The sequence below is a fragment of the Cohaesibacter intestini genome, assembly GCF_003324485.1.
Lineage (GTDB): Bacteria > Pseudomonadota > Alphaproteobacteria > Rhizobiales > Cohaesibacteraceae > Cohaesibacter > Cohaesibacter intestini.
Genome location: NZ_QODK01000001.1, coordinates 1,263,410 through 1,281,284 on the forward strand (window position 1 = coordinate 1,263,410; position 17,875 = coordinate 1,281,284).

At 55.7% G+C, this 17,875-nt stretch carries 14 protein-coding genes and 1 tRNA gene; 9 read left to right on the forward strand and 6 right to left on the reverse strand.

Going from position 1 to position 17,875, the window contains the following annotated elements; genetic code table 11:
• Positions 1-41 precede the first annotated feature (41 nt).
• Together cobT and DSD30_RS05495 are read left to right on the forward strand one after the other, a co-directional pair.
• Complete coding sequence (gene cobT / locus DSD30_RS05490) at positions 42-1,946, forward strand: cobaltochelatase subunit CobT (RefSeq protein ID WP_114008516.1); 1,905 nt, start codon at positions 42-44, stop codon at positions 1,944-1,946.
• Position 1,947: 1 nt separating this feature from the next.
• Positions 1,948-3,054, forward strand: coding sequence for an esterase-like activity of phytase family protein (locus DSD30_RS05495; RefSeq protein WP_157967570.1), 1,107 nt, complete (start codon positions 1,948-1,950; stop codon positions 3,052-3,054).
• Positions 3,055-3,131: 77 nt separating this feature from the next.
• Here DSD30_RS05495 and DSD30_RS05500 read toward each other — a convergent pair whose 3' ends face one another.
• The gene (locus DSD30_RS05500) at positions 3,132-3,782 is read right to left on the reverse strand and encodes a queuosine precursor transporter (protein ID WP_198662820.1); all 651 of its coding nucleotides are present in this window, start codon (positions 3,780-3,782) and stop codon (positions 3,132-3,134) included.
• Positions 3,783-3,913: 131 nt separating this feature from the next.
• Complete coding sequence (gene rpmB, locus DSD30_RS05505) at positions 3,914-4,204, reverse strand: 50S ribosomal protein L28 (RefSeq protein WP_114008518.1); 291 nt, start codon at positions 4,202-4,204, stop codon at positions 3,914-3,916.
• A 549-nt stretch (positions 4,205-4,753) separates the two neighbouring features.
• Here rpmB and DSD30_RS05510 point away from each other — a divergent pair.
• Positions 4,754-5,608: a DUF3108 domain-containing protein gene (locus DSD30_RS05510; protein WP_157967571.1), complete on the forward strand. Its 855-nt coding sequence runs from the start codon at positions 4,754-4,756 to the stop codon at positions 5,606-5,608.
• A gap of 593 nt (positions 5,609-6,201) precedes the next feature.
• Here DSD30_RS05510 and DSD30_RS21475 read toward each other — a convergent pair.
• Entirely contained in the window at positions 6,202-6,534 is a 333-nt protein-coding gene (locus DSD30_RS21475; RefSeq protein ID WP_157967572.1) for a hypothetical protein, read from the reverse strand.
• Between DSD30_RS21475 and DSD30_RS05515 the strand changes: the two genes are divergently transcribed.
• The 4 genes from DSD30_RS05515 (at position 6,517) to DSD30_RS05530 (ending at position 12,184) form a co-directional block, all read left to right on the forward strand.
• Entirely contained in the window at positions 6,517-9,960 is a 3,444-nt protein-coding gene (locus DSD30_RS05515; RefSeq protein WP_425359445.1) for a helicase-related protein, read from the forward strand. The two genes, DSD30_RS21475 and DSD30_RS05515, sit on opposite strands and share 18 nt — an antisense overlap.
• A gap of 28 nt (positions 9,961-9,988) precedes the next feature.
• Entirely contained in the window at positions 9,989-10,378 is a 390-nt protein-coding gene (locus DSD30_RS05520; protein WP_114008520.1) for an RNA-binding S4 domain-containing protein, read from the forward strand.
• Between the two features lie 392 nt (positions 10,379-10,770).
• Positions 10,771-11,106 carry a ferredoxin FdxA gene (fdxA, locus tag DSD30_RS05525; RefSeq protein ID WP_114008521.1) on the forward strand — a complete coding sequence of 112 codons (336 nt, stop codon included), beginning with the start codon at positions 10,771-10,773 and terminating at the stop codon, positions 11,104-11,106.
• Between the two features lie 520 nt (positions 11,107-11,626).
• A complete protein-coding gene (locus DSD30_RS05530; protein WP_114008522.1) occupies positions 11,627-12,184 on the forward strand; it encodes a CarD family transcriptional regulator in 558 nt (185 codons plus the stop codon).
• Positions 12,185-12,345: 161 nt separating this feature from the next.
• Here the strand turns inward: DSD30_RS05530 and DSD30_RS05535 are convergent, their stop codons facing one another.
• Both DSD30_RS05535 and DSD30_RS05540 read right to left on the reverse strand, forming a co-directional pair.
• Positions 12,346-13,824 (reverse strand): M48 family metalloprotease, encoded by a 1,479-nt coding sequence (locus tag DSD30_RS05535; RefSeq protein ID WP_198662821.1) that lies wholly within the window; start codon positions 13,822-13,824, stop codon positions 12,346-12,348.
• 90 nt (positions 13,825-13,914) lie between these two features.
• Positions 13,915-14,748: a thermonuclease family protein gene (locus tag DSD30_RS05540; protein ID WP_157967573.1), complete on the reverse strand. Its 834-nt coding sequence runs from the start codon at positions 14,746-14,748 to the stop codon at positions 13,915-13,917.
• Positions 14,749-14,918: 170 nt separating this feature from the next.
• Here DSD30_RS05540 and DSD30_RS05545 point away from each other — a divergent pair.
• A tRNA-Arg gene (locus DSD30_RS05545) sits at positions 14,919-14,995 on the forward strand.
• 80 nt (positions 14,996-15,075) lie between these two features.
• Positions 15,076-16,374: a DUF6538 domain-containing protein gene (locus DSD30_RS05550; RefSeq protein WP_114008525.1), complete on the forward strand. Its 1,299-nt coding sequence runs from the start codon at positions 15,076-15,078 to the stop codon at positions 16,372-16,374.
• Here DSD30_RS05550 and DSD30_RS05555 read toward each other — a convergent pair.
• Positions 16,371-17,255 carry a BRO family protein gene (locus DSD30_RS05555; RefSeq protein WP_114008526.1) on the reverse strand — a complete coding sequence of 295 codons (885 nt, stop codon included), beginning with the start codon at positions 17,253-17,255 and terminating at the stop codon, positions 16,371-16,373. The two genes, DSD30_RS05550 and DSD30_RS05555, sit on opposite strands and share 4 nt — an antisense overlap.
• Between the last annotated feature and the right edge of the window lie 620 nt (positions 17,256-17,875).

Consider the following 17,875-nt stretch of genomic DNA (forward strand, 5'->3'; position numbering starts at 1 on the left):
CACAGCATCCTGTTGCAAGTTGGTGGACGAAGAAGAAGCCCATGTCGAGCAAGTCACCCTCAAAGCTGCACGGTCATGTTGACCCGAATGAACGGTTCAAGCATTCGGTCAGCGGCACCCTGAAAGCCATTGCCGGTCATGTGGAGCTGGATGTGCATTTCTCTGCCGATCGACCCATGCTGGTGTCCGGTCAGGCGCGTCTGCCGGAACCGCCGCGTGCGCTCACTGCTGAGAAAGCCGCGATTCTGCGCGGGCAGGCCGACAGTCTTGCTTTGCGGGTCGCCTGTCATGATCCGCGTGTTCACGCAAAGCATGCGCCGGACGGGGCGCGGGCGCGTGGGGTGTTTGATGCGGTCGAGCAGGCGCGGGTGGAAGCCATTGGCGCACGCCAGATGGAAGGTCTGGCGGGCAACCTCTCGGCGATGCTCGAAGATCGCTATAGCCGCTATGTGGCAGGGGATTCGAGCCGCATTGAAGAGGCACCGCTTGATCATGTGCTCTCTCTTATCGTGCGTGAGAAACTGACCGGCAAACCGATCCCCGACAGCGCTCATGCGCTGGTCGAGCAATGGCGCGGCTGGGTCGAGCAGACCGCCGAAGGCAGTCTTGACGGTCTGGCCGAGGATATTCAGGATCAGGCCAAATTTGCCCGCCGCTTGCGTCGGGTGCTGGCGGATCTCGACGTTGCCGATGACATGGGCGGAGAAGCCGAAGACAGCGAAGAAAATGCTGACGATAGCGAATCTGGCAATAATGACGATGTCGAGAATGATCGCGAAACCGAGGAATCTTCCGAGGGCGAGCAGCAGCAGGATCAGGAAGCCCAAGCAAGCGCTGAAGAGCAGGATGAGGGCGAGTCCGAGGCTGATGAACAGACCAGTCAGGACATGATCGATTATGAGGATTTCGATGGTGAGGAATCCGGCGAGACCATGTCCCAGAAGGATTATGGCCGCAACGAGCCGGACACCCGCTATCGCGTCTTCACCCAGAGCTTTGACGAAATCATCCATGCCGAGGATTTGTGCGAGACGGCCGAGCTTGATCGGTTGCGGGCCCAACTCGACAAGCAGCTGCAGAACTTGCATCAGGTTGTGGCCCGTCTGGCCAACCGGCTGCAACGTCGCCTGTTGGCGCAGCAGAATCGTGGCTGGGATTTCGATCTCGAAGAAGGATTACTTGATACCGCCCGCCTGACCCGCGTGGTGACGGATCCAATGCGGCCGCTGTCTTTCAAATGGGAGCAGGACACTGAATTCCGCGATACGGTCGTCACGTTGCTGATTGACAATTCCGGCTCGATGCGCGGGCGACCGATTTCCATTGCGGCGACCTGTGCCGACATTCTGGCCCGGACGCTGGAGCGGTGCAACGTCAAGGTCGAGATTCTTGGCTTTACCACCAAGGCCTGGAAGGGCGGTCAGTCGCGCGAAGCGTGGCTGAAGGCTGAAAAGCCACTCAACCCGGGACGCCTGAACGACCTTCGGCATATCATTTATAAATCTGCAGATAGTCCGTGGCGTCGGGCCCGGCGCAATCTTGGCTTGATGATGCGCGAAGGACTGCTGAAAGAGAATATCGATGGGGAGGCGCTCGATTGGGCGCATAAGCGCCTGTTGGCGCGGCCCGAACAGCGCAAGATCCTGATGATGATTTCGGATGGTGCGCCGGTTGATGACAGCACCTTGTCGGTCAATCCGGGCAATTATCTTGAAAAGCACCTGCGCGAAGTGATCGAGGAGATCGAAACCCGTTCACCGGTCAATCTGCTGGCCATCGGCATCGGCCATGATGTGACGCGCTATTATCAGCGGGCCCTGACGATCATTGATGCGGAAGAGTTGGGTGGGGCGATGACCGAGAAGCTGGCCGAACTGTTTGATGAGAATGCCCAGCCAACCATTGACCCCCGCAAGGCGGCGCGGCGCAAGATGCGGAGACGCTAGCATGCCTGCGCACGACCCTTTGAGAGGCCGGACTATCCGGCCTTTTGGTCGTTTGCTGGCCTGCACCGCCCTGCTGGGCTTTTCCCTGTTTGTTTCGCCGCAAGGCTTGCCCCTCGCTGTTGTGCCTGTGAAGGCGGCTGAGCCTGTTCGCTTGCCACCCGTGCGGTTGCCGATGGCGGCACCGAAATTTGAACCTCTCTCCATTCAGGCGACCCCCATCCGTTCCTTTGGCGGTTATGGCACCGATGACAATGTCTATGGCAAGCTTCATTGGCTGGGCGGGCTGGAGCTTGAAAGCGATCATGACAGGTTTGGTGGCTTCTCCGGGCTGGCCTTTCTTGATTCGCAAACCTTTCTGGCTGTTGGTGACAAGGGAACGGTGTTGAAAGCGCGTTTGCTGCTCAAGGATGGCAGGCCAGATGGTGTGGAGGCGGGGCCGATGCGCCATTTGCCGCAGCTGTCGGAGCGGATGGAAGGCTGGCAGCGGGATAGCGAGGGTTTGGCGCTGCACGATAAGGCTGCTTATGTCAGTTTTGAAGGGGATGCGCGGGTCGTACGCTACGGGCTCACCAAGGAGGGAACCTTTACCCGCCAGAGCCGCTCTTTGCCATTGCCACGCTCTGTGTTGCGCGGGGCTAAGGCCAATACAGGCTTTGAGGCGATTGCCTTTTCACCGGAAGGCACGCGCCACGACGGTTCGTTCATTCTGATCAGCGAGCGTTTTGCGGGGGATCAGATACAGGGCTGGATTGTGCGCAATGGCAAGGCGCAGGCCTTTACCGTGCCGGAGCAGGGCGGGTTGGCGGTCACCGACGCCGCCTTCACAAGGGCGGGGGATTTGCTGATTCTGGAGCGGAAAGTCTCGCTGTTTGGCGGCTTGCAGATTCGCATCCGTCGGGTGCGGGCTGCGGATTTTGGTGCGGGGGCGATCGAGCGCACGGATATCCTGCTGACAGGCAATCTGTCCCATGCGCTTGACAATATGGAAGGCATGGCGGTCCAGCCGCAGCCGGATGGCTCTCACCTGATCACGCTGATCTCTGACGACAATTTCAATCCCCTGCAACGTACCTTACTGTTGCAGTTCCTGTTGCCTGCGGGGCAATGAAAAACCGGCCAGATCGGGTCTGGCCGGTTTCTTCTATTCTTTGCAGTTCTGGCTTTGGATGATCGAGTGCCAATCCCTCAGGCAGACGGGGCCAGCGCGTCAACGCGACCGCGCAGGATTTTGTAGGGGGCCAACATGATCAGCGAAACCAGCATTTTTACCAGATAATCGCCAATGGCCCAACTGATCCAGCGTGGGGCTTCAGCCGTGGCTACACCCAGCAGCGGCGCATGGTCGGTCGGGAAACCATCGGGCGTCATGCCAAAGCCGGTGTCGAGTATGGCGAACTGAACCGAGAAGGCGATGCCGAAAAAGATGATCGTATCGAGGGTCGAGCCGAGGAAGGAGGATGTCAGCGGGGCTTTCCACCATGCATCCTGACGCAGACGGTTGAAGATGAAGACATCCAGCATCTGGGCAACCATGAAGGCAGTGCCAGAGGCAATGGCAATGCGTGGGGTGGCGAGCCAGATTGACAGGACCACAGCCAGCGCAAAACCGACCAGCACGATCAGGCGGGCCACTTTGGGGCCAAATTTGCGATTGGTCAGGTCGGTAACAAGGAAAGCCATCGGATAGGTGAAGGCGCCCCAGGTCAGGAGATCCTGCAGACCGAATGGATGGAAGGGAAACTGAACCAGATAGTTCGAGGCGGCGACAACGCCAACCATAGCCAGAATGGCGAGGCCCAGAGCAGCTGAGCCAGCTTTTTCATGAGTAGCAACCATGTGTCACCCTCCTATGTTGGCCGCAAATGGGAGAATAGCCCAAAGCGGATTAAGATACAAAAACAGCGCCCGTGAGGCGCTGCTTTCTTGTCGTGTCAAAGGCAGCCTGCGCTTGGCAGACCTACCGCTGCTTAGGAAGCAACAGTCTGTGCCTTCTGGATCTTGCGTTTGATCTGCAGAGCGTTGCTCGACAGTTCAGAGTCTTTGGCTTTAGCCAAGAAAGCATCAAGGCCGCCACGATGCTCAACAGACCGCAGGGCGTGAGCGCTAACGCGCATCTTAACGCCGGTGCCGAGGGTTTCGCTCAGCAGAGTCACATTCACCAGGTTTGGCAAAAAGCGACGACGGGTTCTGTTTTTTGCGTGGCTGACATTGTTACCGGACTGAACGCCTTTACCGGTCAGTTCACAGCGACGTGCCATGGAAAATCCCTCACAAATTATTAGGACGCCACCGGGCGCCCGCTCATTTCATATTCTGTGTTCGGCCAGTCTGACAGAGCAGATTGGCTGAAAAGTCGCCCCGGTATAGTGATCCTGAAAGGCTACGTCAAGCATTTCTGAGCCTTTGCGCCGTTTCTTTTCCCATTTCCTGCCTGAAGCCATGAGAAAGAGGGGGCGCTTTTCCACGCGACTGGATGAATTGTGAAGAATCTGTCGACTGAAGGCCTGTTTTGCAACTTTGTTTTCAGCCCTAGGCCGCCAAGAGCCTTCAATTTGCCTCAATTGTTTCGGACTACGGGTTTGTCGCAATTTGTTAACCATATTCAGAGACAGTGATAGTCTAGTGGTCGTGCTGGTTGGGATGTGGCCACGCATGGCACGCATGGAATGTGTCACAGTTCTGTGGAACTCACTGTGCGCTGTTTGGGAAATTGCACTTCCTTTTGCCAATCTGTTGCCGTTTACATCAGGCCACTCGTTTGCGTTTTGGGGATTAGAATGCTGAGCGCGATGCAAGATATCTTGAAAATGCCCATTATCCGCACCTGCGGGGGCGCAGTCCAGACCCGCTCTGTAAGGGCCGGTTTGCTGGGGGCATGTTTTTGTGTGGGCCTGACGGGTGGGGTTGTCCTCACCCCGGTTTTGGCCGATGCCACGGAAATCGAGGCCACCTTTGGTATTTCGATTGCCGGAATTCCGGTTGGTAAGGGGTCAGCAAAAGCCAGCGTCAACGGGCGCAAATATGAAATTGATGCTTTCGCCAAGACATCCGGGGTGTCCAAGCTGTTTATCGACAGTAAGGGACGTGCGATCAGCAAGGGGCGCTTTAACAGCAAGACCATGCTGCCAACGATGTATGCCCTGAATTCCAAGGAAGACAAAATCCACAATGTGGTTCAGATCGCCATGCGGTCGGGCAATGTCAGTGATTTTTCGGCCTCCCCACCGGTTTCAAAGCACAAAGACCGGATTCCGCTGAAACGGGTGCATACCCGGGGTATCATTGACCCGCTATCCAGTCTGTTGATGTCCGTCCGTTCCCCCAAGGATCGGGTTGGCAAGACGGTCTGCGATCGGACGATCCGGATGTTTGATGGGCGCTGGCGCTACAATATCGAGCTTTATTATAAGAGCACCGACACGGTGAAGGGCAGCTATCATGGAGCCTATAGCGGACCGGTCACCAAATGCGGGGCGCGATTCCGATTCGTCGCCGGTCATCGGCCCAACAAGGCCAGCACCAAGTTTATGGAGAGCAACAAGGATCTGGAGGCCTGGTTTATTCCCGTGGCGGATGAACCCGTGGTCGCGGTCTATCGCATCCAAATGGGAACGAATATCGGCCGTTTCGTGTTGCAGGCCAGAGAGATCCAATTCAACTGATCCTGTGGTCATGAACTGATTACTTACCGAAAAAAAGGGGGCATGTGCCCCCTTTTTTGTTTGCCTTGTCTGGTCAACAGGACAGGCGGGGTCAAACGCCTTGGCTGCGCTTGAGACGCGCACCGGTTGATTGTCCAGCGCTTGCCTCCTGTCCCTACTGCCTTCCCTTTCGATATATGAGATGGATCTGTCTCCACGCACACCAGATGGGGGAGTGTGCCGCTTGCGTGATGTGTCAAATCGGGACGGTTGGTTAATGATCAAAGTTTGAGCATCAGCAGGGATTTGGTTCGTTATACTCATATCACCTAGATATTGATGGCGGGGGCAAATTTGTGGGTATATCTGGCGGGAACATTTTGAGAACATGGCGAAAGAAGCGATTCGTGCAGAGTTTGTTCTCTCTGCGTTCAAAGGGTTAACGCGAAGCGCTCTGTTGTGGGGAAATTGTTAACCAATTGAAAATATGGCTTTGTTTCGAATTGATGCGAAGTGGTTAAAAAATATACAGGCCGTGCTGCGATTTTGGGCAGACTGTTTCCAAATGGTTTATGAGCTGCCACGAGATCTTGTGTCTGTCACGCTATTGTCATCTATATCGAGATAGAACAATATAGGAACATGTGAAAGTCGTCGATTCGGGCATGATTCGTTCCAGACTCGTTCTTTTCGTTAATATTGGTGCGGTTGCGCGGCTTTGGGTTGAATGTTGCAAGGATGTCGTGGCCGACGGGAAAAAGAGCAAGTGGTCCGATTGTTGCTTGCAAGCATGAAGCCGCTTTTGAGATAAGAAGAGCACGAACAGGCATCCGCCATTGTGTGAAAGATTTCGCACATTCGAAGAAAGACACCAGAGACGAGCCGACCTTGATGAGATGCCGGCTCTCAGACAGGCCATCGGCACGTCCATGACCAAGAAGAAACATACCGATTCCCCTTTTGCCTCGCTGGCCGGGTTGGCGGACAGCCTGAAGGGTGAGGCCGAGGCGAAGGCGCGCGCCGAGGCTGAAGACCGTTTGCGGGTCAAGCGGGCCGAGACTATCGCCGCAGGGCGGCCCGATGCCTTTGCGGGAATTGAAGCAGAGCTGATGCGCCGTGCGCAAGATCAAGGTCTGCCGGATGAGCGTGCATCGCGGCCCAAAACCGATCAGCCTTTTGCGGGCGCGCATCTCAAAGACAAGCCTTCTGCCGATGAGCCTTCCATGGAAGCGCAAATGGCCGCGCTGCTGAGCGCCAGCGATCCTGTTGTTGAGGATCGTCAGGCAGCCCCACGCACAAAACCGAAAGCCAAGTTCAAATCCAAGGCGGCCCCGAAAGCCAAAAGGTCTGCGGACCAAGGTGCGCGGGCGCATATCCATCGGTTGAGCGAACAGGCGCCCGGCTGGGCGGACAATGTGGGTTTTGAGAGACGGGGCAATCCGGCTCTCGGGCATGTTCATGCGATTCTCGGGCCGACCAATACGGGCAAGACCCATATGGCGATTGAGCGGATGGTGGCCCATTCGTCGGGTATCATCGGGTTGCCGTTGCGGCTGCTGGCGCGGGAGGTCTATGGCAAGCTGGTGGCCAAGGTCGGGCCTGAGGCCGTCGCGCTGCATACGGGAGAAGAGCGGATCGTGCCGCAAGGGGCGCGCTATCATGTCTGCACTGTGGAAGCGATGCCTGCGCATGCCGATGTCGCCTTTGTCGCCATCGACGAGGTGCAGTTGGCGTCCGATTTCGAGCGCGGTCATGTCTTCACCGACCGTCTGTTGCATTTGCGCGGCCGCGAAGAAACCCTGTTGCTCGGCGCGGCGACGATGCAGCCGATGGTCGAGCAATTGCTGCCCGGAGCGACGATCACCAGCCGCCCGCGGATGTCGCAACTGACCTATGAGGGACAGAAGAAGCTGTCGCGTCTGCCGCGCCGGTCTGCGGTGGTGACTTTCTCGGTCAATGACGTCTATGCAATTGCCGAATTGGTTCGCCGCCAGAAGGGCGGCGCAGCGGTGGTGATGGGCAGTCTGTCTCCCCGCACCCGCAATGCGCAGGTCGAGCTGTTCCAGAATGGCGATGTGGACCATCTGATCGCGACGGATGCGATCGGCATGGGGCTCAATCTCGATGTGGATCATGTGGCCTTTGCGGCGGAGAAAAAGTTTGACGGCTTTCAGCATCGCCGCCTGACGGCTGCCGAGCTGGCGCAGATTGCCGGGCGAGCCGGGCGTCACACCCGCGACGGGACCTTCGGGGTCACGGGGCGGGTCAGCCCGTTCGAAGATGAATTGGTCGAGCAGCTTGAATGCCACGTCTTCCAGCCTGTCAAAATGCTGCAATGGCGCAATCGTATGTTGGATTTTTCCAGCTATGGCGATCTGATTGCCTCGCTGGAGGTCGCACCCAGCCAGCCGGGCCTGACCAAGGCCTTGCCCGCCAGTGATGTGCAGGCTCTTGAATTGCTTTACAAGGATCGCGACATTCAGCGGCGGACGGACAGCCCGGATTGTTTGCGATTGTTATGGGATGTCTGTCAGGTGCCGGACTATCGCAAGATTGCCCCGGCCAACCATGCAGAACTGATTGGCGTGCTGTTTCAGCAGCTCGAAGAACGGGGGACTTTGTCCAATGACTGGCTAACGGCACAGATTGCCTACGCGGATAGGATTGATGGCGATATTGACACACTCGCCAATAGAATTGCACATATCCGCACATGGACCTTTGTTGCCAATAAAAAGGGGTGGCTAGATGAACCCCTTTTGTGGCAAGAGAAAACCAGAGCCGTTGAGGACCGCTTGTCGGATGCCTTGCATGAGCGGCTCACCAAGCGCTTCATTGATAGGCGCACAAGTGTACTGATGAAACGTCTGAGAGAAAAAGCAATGCTCGAAGCGGAAATTACTCCTGCCGGTGACGTGCTGGTGGAAGGCCAGCATGTTGGTCAATTGCAAGGATTTCGCTTTGCGCCCGATGTGAGTGCTGAAGGCAATGATGCCAAAGCTATTCATGCCGCCGCGCAGAAAGTCCTTTCTGTCGAATTCGAAAACAGATCGGAGAAAATCGCTGGCGCAGCCAATGATCAGTTCTTGTTATCCGGGGATGGAATCCTTCGGTGGCAGGGTGCGCCGATTGCCAAGCTGGTGGCTGGCGATGTGGTCCTGAAGCCGCGCCTGATGGTGTTGGCTGATGAAGGTCTGAGCGGTGTCGCGCTGGAGAATGTCCAGTCGCGAATCAATCTTTGGTTGAGCAATCACATCAATCTGCTTTTGCAGCCTTTGGTGGATCTCTCGACAGTCGAGGAACTGGAAGGCATCGCCAAAGGGCTTGCGTTCCAACTCGTTGAAAATCTTGGTATTCTAGATCGTCGATCGGTCTCAGAAGATGTGCGTTCGCTCGATCAGGATGCCCGTGCCTCGTTGCGCAAGTTCGGTGTCAGGTTCGGTGCCTATCACATCTATATTCCGGCTCTTTTGAAGCCGGCACCAAGCACGATGCTGGTGATGATGTGGGCCCTTCACAATGGTGGTCTGGATCAGGAAGGCATTCAGGATGTGCCGGCTCTGTCGGCTTCCGGCCGTACCTCTATTCCGATCAATGAGGCGATTGCACCGCAGCTCTACAAAACCGTCGGCTTCGGTGTTTATGGCAAGCGCGCGGTACGAATCGACATTCTCGAGCGTCTGGCCGATCTCATTCGCCCGCTGCTCAGCTGGCGTCCAACCGAGGAAGCGCCCGAGCCGCCGGAAGGGGCTGTCGAGCGCGGTTTCACCGTGACGGTGGCCATGACCTCGCTGCTGGGATGTGCCGGGGAAGACTTCTCAACGATTCTCAAATCGCTTGGCTATCGGGTCGAGCGGCGCCGAATCGAGCCGGAGCAGCCAGCCGAAAAACCTGCCGAGACAGAGGCTGCCGCCCCGGTTGAAGGGGAAACCGCAGTCGCTGAAGCGGTGGATGCAGAGGACAAATCCGGGGACGCTTCTGCTGATGCAGACACTTCTCCACAGGAAGCTGCACCTGCTGACGCCGTTGTTGAAGCAGGGGCGGAAGAGGCGAAGGCTGAAGCCGATAGCGAGCCGGAAGAACAGTGGCTTGAAATCTGGCGTCCGGGTGGGCGTGGGGATCGCCGTCCACAACGCTCTGGTCAGCGCAACGCCAAGCCGGGTCAGAAAGACGCCCGTGGCAAAGGCGGCAAACGCGGTGGTCCGCGCAATCAGGATGGTGGCCAAAAAGGTCAGGATCGGTCGCGCAACAATGACAAGGGTCGCGGCAAGCCTCGCGATCAGACCTCGCGCAAACCGGAAAAAGTTGCGGATCCTGATTCCCCATTCGCGGCACTTGCTGCTCTGAAAGCAAATCTGGACAAGGGCAAATAGCCCTTGTTCGCGACTGCCATGGTGCCGCATGAGTGAGGCGACCTCCAAGCTCCGGATTGACAAGTGGCTGTGGTTTGCGCGTGTTGCCAAGACGCGCAGTCTGGCTGCTAAGCTTGTTACATCCGGCGCCGTGCGGCTCAACAAGGACAAGGTCAGTGCAGCCAGCCAGGCCGTCAAGGTGGGTGACGTGCTGACCATTGTTCGGGGCAATCTGGTGCTGGTCTACAAGGTTGAGGCGCTCGGTTCGCGTCGCGGCCCTGCCAGCGAAGCCCAGTTGCTGTTTGAAGACCTCTCTCCCAAACCCGTCAAATCGGATCAATCCGCAATGGATGTTGCCCCCGGTGCTGGTCAGCCGCGTCCGTCCAAGAAAGACAGGCGTGAATTGATGCGGCTCAAGCGCAGTTACGGCGATGAGTGACGGGCGTATCTAGAACTTTCGATAATAGGTATATTTTTTACCTGTTTTTTTCTGGCGATTTGTGTTTGATCAAGGAACCTGAATTCCAACGATTGTTTTCTCTTTTGGGCAGTCCATTTGCCGTGGGGGAAAATATGGCCCCGAAAGCAGCGGCTGTCGCAAAATGGTTCTGGTTTGCGGGCTCCATTTGCAATGAATAGCGCTTGAATCCCCGGGGTAAAAGCGATAGCAAATTGGGAATGAATTTATGGTCTGGTCGGCGTTGACCGATGGCTTGATCAGGCTTGCGGAAAAGGACTGGCGCTCGCGCCATATGTAAGCAAAAGGGATGCCTGCCCGTATCATCGCATGATGATTGGGCCTGGGATCGGCATCCAAATGCGGAGAAGGCAATGACCTATATCGTCCTGGATAATTGCATCAAGTGCAAATATACCGATTGTGTTGAAGTCTGTCCGGTCGATTGTTTTTACGAGGGTGAAAACTTCCTCGTTATTCATCCCGACGAGTGCATTGACTGTGGCGTATGCGAGCCGGAATGCCCGGCGGAAGCGATCAAGCCGGATACCGAGCCGGGCCTTGAAGACTGGCTCAAGATCAATGCGGAATATGCCGAGAAGTGGCCTAACATCACCGCCTCCAAGCCGCCGATGGCAGATGCGAAGAAGTGGGATGGTGTCGAGAACAAGCTGCAATATCTCTCCCCGAACCCGGGTGAAGGTGATTGAGCATTGCTGCCATGCAGTATAATGACAGCTGGTCCGGATGTGAAAAAGCGCATATCCGGGCCATTTTTTATGGTCGCAGAAAACTAATTTTATGCTGAGTCGATGCGGATTTTGGGTGATTTAACGGCAGAGATCTGCGGATTGTGTCATATCAATGAGGCTGCGCAGGCGCGATTTGGGCGCACCGTGAAAGTTTGATCACAATCAAATCTTGGAAATATAACAAAAATATGCTATTCTCCCGTAATCAGCTGATCAAGGAAGGTATGCAACACTCCTGTTCTGGGAGTTTTTTTATGCGCATTTAATGCTTCATGCAATGTTAAAGTGCGCAATACACACAGACGTGCCAAATTCAGTTCTGATGCACTGCAAAAGGATGCCCTTCTTCACTGGATCGATGATTTCTTGAAGTGGCGGCATTTTGCGTTTTGTGACCGAAAACGCGGGTTTCCGGTTTATTAAAGAGATTGGGGCGGGTAATGGATCCGCTCTCAAGCGACGCGGGAGTTTCTAGCGTATGGCCATCAAAAAAGCCACCCAACGTCAGGGCTTTAAAATCAACGAATTCATCGTCTATCCAGCTCACGGTGTGGGCCAAATTGTCAATATCGAAGAGCAGGAAGTCGCAGGTCTGAGCTTGGAGCTTTTCGTGATCAACTTCGAGCAAGACAAAATGACCTTGCGCGTTCCGATTGGCAAAGTCGCTTCTGTAGGCATGCGGAAGCTGTCCGATGAAGATGCTGTTGACAAGGCGCTGGTGACGGTGACAGGGCGCGCTCGTATCAAGCGCACCATGTGGAGCCGCCGCGCGCAGGAATATGAGGCAAAAATCAATTCCGGTGATCTGCAGTCAATCGCAGAAGTCGTGCGCGATCTGTATCGCTCCGACACCCAGCCGGAACAATCCTATTCCGAACGCCAGCTTTATGAGGCTGCTCTGGATCGTATGGCTCGTGAAGTGGCTGCGATTCGCAAGCTGTCCGGCACGGAAGCGGTTCAGTTGATCGAGAAGAATCTGGCCAAAGGGCCGCGCCGTGGCGCTGCCAAGACCGAGCAGGAAGAAGCTGCTGCCTGATTGTGTCCCTGATGGGATGACATTTAAAAACCCCGGTGAGCGCTGTTCACCGGGGTTTTTTATTTGTCCTTCAAAAGCCTTGTGCGGCTGTTGGTGACATTTGCATGCCTCGTGCCGAAAGTAGAGCGTTGGACTGCGGGCCGGTCCGAGGGCTGCAGGCCTTAGTTCAAGGAGCGGATCACTTTGATCTGTTGGCCACGTTTGAGGCGCGCCCCTGAATCGATGTCGTTGAGAATGCGAAACAGGCGTAATTTGTTCTCCGTGCCTTCCATGCGCTCCGCCACGCGTTGCGGGCTGTCTCCACCTCCTGCCGTGACAATATTGATGGTCAGGGGTTTGTAGGACTGCGCCTGCTGGAAGGAGAGGGTGCGGAAGCTGTTGACAGTTTCGGCGACCGCACTTTCATAGGCAGAGTTCGGATTTGTGGTGGCAAATACAAAGCGATAGGTGGCGGATTGGACCCGGATGATGGCGATCCGGAAGGTCCAGCCCTTGGCCTTGGCCGCAGCGAGTACTGCGGGTTGGCCATCAATCATCTGCTCGCGAATCGAACCGGTCAGCAGACCGGTGACCCAGCCGGACGTCAGATAGCTGGTCAGAGGCACGTCAGGGCTGACACTCACCCCATCAAAGCGCATCGCGGTGCCGTCCGGGGCCACCGCGAGCACCGCTTTGGTGGTGTTCTCCAGACGATAGCCCGTTGGCAGTGAGAAACGGATCCGCAGATGCGGGTGAATATAGGAGTTGCCGCGCACGAAGCCTTCATCCGGCGCGTCGCCAAACAGCATGCCGTCGATCGCTTCGAGATAGTCCTCGCGTTCACGTGCACCGACGCTCGGACCGCCGTAGCGTCTGGCGGTGAATATCGCGGTCTGGATGCGTTGGGGGGTGGTGGGGTGCGATGACAGGAAGTTGGCCTTCGGATCATTGTCGGCGCGGCCTGTGAGAAATTCTGCATACTGGCCCATCGTGCTGAGGAACCGGCTGGCCGCGAAGGGGTCAAGTCCTGCGCGAAAGGCGGTCTCGATGCCCTGCTTGTCGGCCTCGAGTTCCTGAACCTGCGAGAAGCTGGCCAGTGTCACCAGATTGCTGGTCTTGATCGATGCTTTGCGTGCATTGTCATCGCCGACCATGTTGTCCATCACCTTGGCGGTCAGCTCCGTATCCCGACGGGCTCTGGCGCGTTCCAGCGCATGGCGGGCTGTGACATGGGCCATTTCGTGGGCGAGGACTGCAGCCAGTTCAGACTTGTCATTGGCCAGAGCGATCAGGCCGCGTGTGACATAGAGATAGCCGCCGGGCAGGGCAAAGGCATTGACCGTCGGGCTGTTGAGAATGGTCACCCGATAAGGGCGATTGGGCTCGGTGGAGGCCGCAACGAGCCTGCCAACCAGCTTTGCCACCATCACTTCGAGGCGCGGATTGCTATAGACACCACCATAGGCCTTGACGATTTTGGGATGTTCCTTGCGGCCGATTTCCCGCTCGACGGCATCAATGGCCGAACTGTTGGCAGGGGCGACGCCGGAGATGCTCGGTTCGTTGCCGCTGGTCAATACGCTCTTGCAGCCAGCCAGCAGCATAAGGGTCGCGCCAAGGATGGCAGCGTTTCTAAGACGGGTCAGGCGCTGTTTGCTCAAATATTCGTCCCCACATCAATTCTCAGAGCAATTCGTTTGAAGGTCTGGACCATTCAGCTTGCTTTTATCCTTTGCTTGCATCCGCCCGGCTCACCTGGGTGGCTTTTCCTGCCACAGTTGCTCCGGGTGGTGCACTCGAATCAGCGGCCCCCCGCGTGTTTCGACCCATCCTCGAACATATATATAGGCATTTTTCAGGGCATCCAGCGATTTGTTTTCGGCTTCCCATCGGGTCAGGCTTTTTTCACTGAGTGTGACTGTAAAGTCCTTTTTCCAGTTGGGGCCGAAATTCAGATAGCTGGTGCTGTGATCCATGCGAGAGACCGTGCGCACCCTGCCATAAACAAGCTGATAGGTGGAGACGATGGCAGAAAGGTGGAGGCGGTTGGATGGCTTTGGCTGATACTGCGCCTCTTTCCACAATCCAAGTTTGGCCTGTCGAGCCTTTTGTTCCGCATTCAGCAAGCGTTTGGCACAGACATTCGACACTGTGTCGACATCGATACGCACGAGGCCCATCGCTGCAAGTTGCTCCTGCAACAGGTGTGGTTGGTGAGTTGCTTCGGGAGTGGACTGAATAAAGGCGGGCCGTCTGCCCCGGCGATCCGGTTTTGCCTTTTTGCTGGCATGGATGGTGGGTCGTGCTGACTTCAGGACTTTCGTGATCTCGGCCTGCTTTTGCTGTGCAAGGCTTGCGGGTTTGAGATGTTCTACAAGGATGCCATCCAACAGCCAGATGTTGCCAGCAGGCGTTATAATGTCAGCTGGAGCGCTGAAGCGGCTGGTGCCCGTCGGTGCCAAGGGGGACAAGGCTTCAAGGCACGGATGGGTGGCCGCGCGCTCATCTGCCTGAGATGACGCCAGTGAGAGTGCGGTGCCACATAAGCCGATCAAGACGAAGAGCAAGAGCTGATGGGTGCGCATCCATAGGGCCTTTGGTTCAATCCTGCGAGGCAGGCAATCGAAAGCGTACAGGGCAGGTTGATCTGCCATAGGCGAAATGATAGAGAGCTTTGACATTGCGGTCGAATTGTTTTCGCTGCTAGCGACTGCCATTGTTTCAAGAAGGCAGTTTTTCATGCAATGGCTCAAATGGCCCCGTAGCTCAGATGGATAGAGCAACCGCCTCCTAAGCGGTAGGTCGCGCGTTCGACTCGCGCCGGGGTCACCATTTCTTGATTTCCTCAATAAAATCAATATTTCAAAGGGTTAAAGCTTCAGCGTGGTACGAAAACGTGGTACGAAGCACCCATGACAAACTACCTTTTGAAGAAACGCCAGCGCTGGTATGCGACCCTTGATGTTCCCAAGGATGTACGGGGTATTATCAATAAAACGAAGTTCATGAAGTCGCTGCAAACCGATGATAGGCGCAGGGCACTGGCTCTCTGTGGACCAATTGTTGCGGCTTGGAAGCAGCAGATTGAGAATGCCCGTGGTTCTGATGAGGTTGTAGCAGAGGCGTCGATATGGCGCTCTATGCTGCATGATGCCAAATCTGCACAGGAAAAAGCCTTCATTGAAGAACAGATCGTTGATCGGTCATACTCCATCGAAGAGCGTGGTTTTCCTAAAGGCGTGAACGATCTGGACACTGCGCGAAAGCTTGGCTCCAAAACAGAAGATGCTGAGCGCTTTCATAGCATTGCCACGGGAGAGACCATCCCACTTACCCACTACATGGAAACATGGCTGAGTGATACGAGGGTAGGGGAGAAGACGAAGGACGAGTACCGTGCAGCCTTCAAGGATCTAGCGACTGAGTTCCAGACGGTTGAAGAAGTGAGCCGTCGAAAAGCGTCCGAGTTTGTCAGGAACAAGTTGTCGCCGGGGCGAGCGCAAGACACCGTTCAAAAGAAACTGTCAGCTTACAGTGGTCACTGGAAGTGGCTCGAACTGAATGGCTATATCCCGGATGACAGGAGAAGCCCTTGGGATGGATTGAAACCCCGAAAAGCCAATGAAGAGGCGCTGGGGCGTCGCGCATTCACTGAACCAGAAGCCTCTGCTGTTCTAGCCAAGACCCTTGAGCGGCACGGCAAGTTCCCCGATGATTTTCATGTCGTCCAACTGCTGGCGGTAACAGGTCTGCGCTTGGAGGAAGCTGCGCGGTTGCGGATAAGAGACTGTTCTGATCAAGGTCATGCTGTTTGGCTGCACATCAGGGAAGCGAAAACCAAGGCGGGGATTCGTCGTGTTCCTGTCGTCTGCAAGGCAGTCATGGATATGCTGCGGGTGCGCTTAGAGGACCGTGAAGATGAAGAGTATGTCTTTGGGAACCTTGTCTCCAAGGTCTACAACAAGCGCTCCCACACGCTCTCTCAGCGTCTTGGGCGTTCGCTCAGGTTGGTAGTGAAGGACGAAAGCGTGGTTGCCAGTCATAGCTGGCGGCATCGAGCCAGAACCTTGCTGGAACAGGGTGACATCAACCCTTGGGTTTCAGACTGGATCATGGGGCATTCAAGACCGGGTGAGGGGCTGAACCGATATTCGAAAGGGCCTTCTGACGAGCAACTTCTTGCAGCCATGAAGTGGGTCGTGTTGCCTTAGATGTGAACTTGAGTCCCCCGGATGACATCAGTGGAGGTCTTGGTCTTGAAGAGATCTTGACGCTTCACCCACTCAGCCCGGAGATACCAGAACTTGATCCTCTCGACGCCACCTTTCCACGTCTTGCGAGCGGACTGGATGCCCAGATACGCCAGCCAGCGGTTCAGCTTGATCGCTGAAGGGAACCCAAGGATCTTGGCGACTGCCTCTTTGTTGTAGGTGCCATCCACTGATAGGAAGTGCTGGAAGCCTTCAACCATTGGCTCCATCTCAGCCTTGACGGCTTCGAGTGCAGCATTGTCTTCAGTCAGTTCGCCCACCTGATCGTGCATCTCTTCGATGACGAATTGCTTCCGGGTGATGTCTTCGGTCAGAGCGGCCTTCTCGTTGGTCAGTCGGCCTACCTTGGCTTGCAACCCTTCGAGCACCTTGAGGGTCATCTCTTCCATCGACATTTCACCAGTGAGTACCTTCTCCTCACCCTTGACGTACATGCCGTCCTTGCGGATCGCGGGAAGGACTTTATCAGTGACCCAGAGCTTGAACTCTTTGGCTGATGGAAGCTCCGAACCGAGAATGAGAGCGTAAAGACCTCCTTCAGAAACGACCAGTCTCTGAGGGTTCTCGCGAATACCATCGCGAATTACGATAGTATTCCGTTGATTGGATTCCGTGTGCTGGCGCACCGCACTTGGCCCGTTCTTGAACCCCAACGCCTTGCAGACATCAGCAGCGACGAACCAAGGGTCATTCGGCTTATCCTCGAAGGTGACCGTGCGGATGTCGTAAAGCGAGTTGACCTGCCCATCGTTGGCCGAACGGGTAACGAAGGTGAACGTGGAGACTTCCGGGGTGGTGGTGGTGTGTTTCTTCATGAGCATCTTGAAGTGATCCTTATGTTGGCAGTTAGTGCCACATGTGGGCCACTGCTTTGAACGACCACCCTTTTGTTGTCTGATTGGAACGACACGACGCGTATGGGCATGAAGGTGCTTTGCATTTGAAATGCCTAGCCGCCGGATGATTATGCTGGTTTTATTTTTGGGGATCGCTGGGCTTGGAATATAGGTATCTGCTCAACCGTTTGCAGTCCAAACCACCCTCGCAAGCATCAGGTGCCAGATAGAAGACAATCCTCTCTTTAAGTGCGGCTTGGAGTTGCTCATGTATGTCACGCCACTGTGGGAGAATTTCTCGTGGTACGCCATGAACTCTGAAAGACCAGTGGCGATACTGAACCCTGAAAGCACAAGAGCCTCCTTCTTTTGAGAAACAAACGATCTGAACGTTCTGCCGCTTCTCAGCATTTGGGAATGCGAATGCTTCGTATGGCATCATGTTGCAGGGCATTTTGTCGGACTTGGAGACGACTAACCCATCTCATTCATGAGGTTGCCCCATTTTCTGCCTGTGATTTTGGCCGCAGTTCATCGTTGCGCATGAAGTGCGCGAAGAATGCCTTTATTTTTGGAATGGGTTGGAGGTGACAATTACGGGTTCA